Origin of the sequence: Yimella sp. RIT 621 (assembly GCF_004146205.1) — a bacterium.
Classification (GTDB): domain Bacteria; phylum Actinomycetota; class Actinomycetes; order Actinomycetales; family Dermatophilaceae; genus Yimella; species Yimella lutea.
Genome location: NZ_SEIP01000031.1, coordinates 1 through 2,676 on the forward strand (window position 1 = coordinate 1; position 2,676 = coordinate 2,676).

General features: G+C 66.2%; 2 protein-coding genes. Both read right to left on the reverse strand.

All coding sequences use genetic code 11. From position 1 onward, the window contains the following. Positions 1-27: 27 nt before the first annotated feature. Positions 28-1,272, reverse strand: coding sequence for an IS256 family transposase (locus EU513_RS15545; protein ID WP_129627785.1), 1,245 nt, complete (start codon positions 1,270-1,272; stop codon positions 28-30). Then, positions 1,265-2,350 (reverse strand): IS110 family transposase, encoded by a 1,086-nt coding sequence (locus tag EU513_RS15550; RefSeq protein WP_006901171.1) that lies wholly within the window; start codon positions 2,348-2,350, stop codon positions 1,265-1,267. Before EU513_RS15550 ends, EU513_RS15545 begins: the two co-directional genes overlap by 8 nt. Between the last annotated feature and the right edge of the window lie 326 nt (positions 2,351-2,676).

Consider the following 2,676-nt stretch of genomic DNA (forward strand, 5'->3'; position numbering starts at 1 on the left):
CGGTGCGTGTTCCTTCGATGGGTTGGTTCAGGCGGTGAGTGCGGGCAGGGTGTCGGCTCCGATCTCGGGGTCGGTGGTGGTGAGGTTGGCGCGGCAGCGGCTCAGGACTTCGAGGCCGAGGTAGCGGCGTCCTTCGGCCCATTCGTCGGTTTGTTCGGCCAGGACGGCTCCGACGAGGCGGATGATCGCGGCCCGGTTGGGGAAGATCCCGACCGAGTCGGTGCGACGGCGGATCTCTCGGTTGAGGCGTTCGGTGGGGTTGTTCGACCAGATCTGGGACCACACGTCTTTGGGGAAGTTCGTGAACGCGAGGATGTCCGCGCGGGCGGCATCGCGGTGGTCGTGGACCTCGGGCAGCTTCGCTACGACATAGTCCAGGAGCCGGTCGAACTGAGCCTGCACACTGACCGCGTCAGGCTGGTCGTACACGCTGTGCAGCATCGCTTTGACCGCCGGCCACATGGGCTTGGGGGTCACCGACATCAGGTTCGCGGCGTAGTGGGTGCGGCAGCGTTGCCAGGACGCACCAGGCAGGTTCGCCGTGATCGACTCGACCAAACCGGCGTGGGCGTCGGAGGTGACCAGCCGCACCCCGGTAAGGCCCCGGGCGACCAGATCGGCGAAGAACTCATTCCACGCCGGCCCGGTCTCACTGGTGGCGACCCGCATCCCGAGGACTTCACGGTGCCCGTCGCCGTTGACCCCGGTCGCCAGCAGCACGACCGCGTTGATGACCCGGCCGCCCTCGCGGACTTTCATCGTCAACGCATCGGCAGTGACGAAGGTGAACGGGCCCGCGTCACCCAGGGGCCGGTGGCGGAACTCCTCGACGATCTGGTCTAGGTCGGTGGCCATCCGCGACACCTGTGACTTGGACAAAGAGTCGATGCCGAGCTGCTTGACCAGCTTGTCCATCCGGCGGGTACTGACGCCGGCCAGGTAGCAGTCGGCCACGACGGTGATCAGCGCGGACTCGGCGCGTTTACGGCGTTCCAGGAGCCATTCGGGAAAGTACGTCCCGGTACGGAGTTTGGGGACGGCGACGTCGAGGGTGCCGACCCTGGTGTCCAGGGGCCGGTGGCGGTACCCGTTGCGTTGGGCCGTGCGGCTGGGATCTGGTCGGCCGTACTCGGCACCGACGACAGCGTCGGCGTCCGCGGACAGCAACGCATTGATCACTGACTGCAGCAACGAACGCATCAAGTCAGGACTGGCCTCAGCGAGGGCTTCACCGAGCAGGCCGGCAGGGATGCTCCTATAGATGTCAAGCAGCCGTCTCTAAAGATGCTGCTGAGCTCTTCAGCGGGTCTGTTCGATGGGTGACCAGTCGGTACATCTCGCGGGCGATGGCGCGTTTGAGACAGCGGATGATGTCCTTCTTCGTCAGTCCTTCGGCGGTGCGCTTCTGGACGTAGGCGCGGGTCGGCTCGTGGTAACGCATGCGAACCAGTGCCACGGTGTAGAGCGCATTGTTGGCGGCGCGGTCGCCGCCGCGGTTGAGTCGGTGCCGGTGCCGCTTGCCTGAGGATGCGGGAACGGGCGCCACCCCGGTCAGGTGGGCGAAGGACGCCTCGGACCCGAGTCGGTCAGGGTTGTCGCCAGCGGTGATCAGCATCTGTGCCGCGACCTGGACACCGACGCCGGGCCGTTCAAGCAGATCGGGCGCAGCTTGCTGGGTGAGTACGGTAAGCCCGCGGTGCAGTTCCTTGATCTCCTCATCGAGGTCCGCGTGACGACGCGCCAGTGAGCGGAGCGCCTGCTTGCAGGCGATGCCAGGATCCGTGAGGTCGGCTCCGGGTCGAAGCCGTGCCAGAGACTTGATCATCTTCGCAGTGGGCAGCGGCTGCATCTGCTCGCGCAGGTTGGCCGGCCCATTCACCAGGAGTGCCCGGATCTGGTTGATGCACTGGGTCCTGGCCTTGATCGCAGAGCGCTGCGCCAGGCGCAGGCACCGGATCGATTCAACGATGCCGTCCCGCGACTTCGGAGTTCCGGCCGCGCGTCCTGACGCCGCCGCCCGAGCCGCCGCGTACGCGTCCAGCGGGTCGGACTTGCCCTGCGAGCGTCGCGCAGATCGGTCCGGACGGTCGACCTCGACGACGGGAATTCCAGCGCCGGTAAGCACCCGCGTGAGCCCAGCACCGTAGGAGCCGGTGCCTTCGACTCCCACGCTCACCAGCTGGCCCCAGCCGAGCAACCAAGACCGTAGAGATTCATAGCCGACAGGCGTCGCCGGAAACTCGCGATCGGCCAACTCGCGACCGAGCCGGTCGACCACGGCGGCGTGATGCGTGAGCGCGTGGGTGTCGACTCCGCCGAAGACTTCGGGGGACGAGAGGTGGTCTGTCATCGTGGTCTATGCCGCCTTCCAGTGCCAGCTACGGGGACAGCACGCGCCCGGTCGAGCAAAGCGGACAAGACAGTGATGGGGCTTGTGCTCAAGCTCCTATGAGGTCACGCCGCTCGTCCGGTCGCGTGCGTGGCATCCCCGGGCCTGAAGATCGACGAATCCCATGCAAAGGCAGTCGCTGACGCCCGTCGACAATCGAGTCAGACCTCCACCCGGGGATGCCAACCCCATCCTCACTGTCGACAATGTGTGGTGCGGTCATCGTGATGACTCCATTCGAGAGTGCTGTGAGAGGTTCACTCGAAGGATCACGCGGTGGCCGCGCT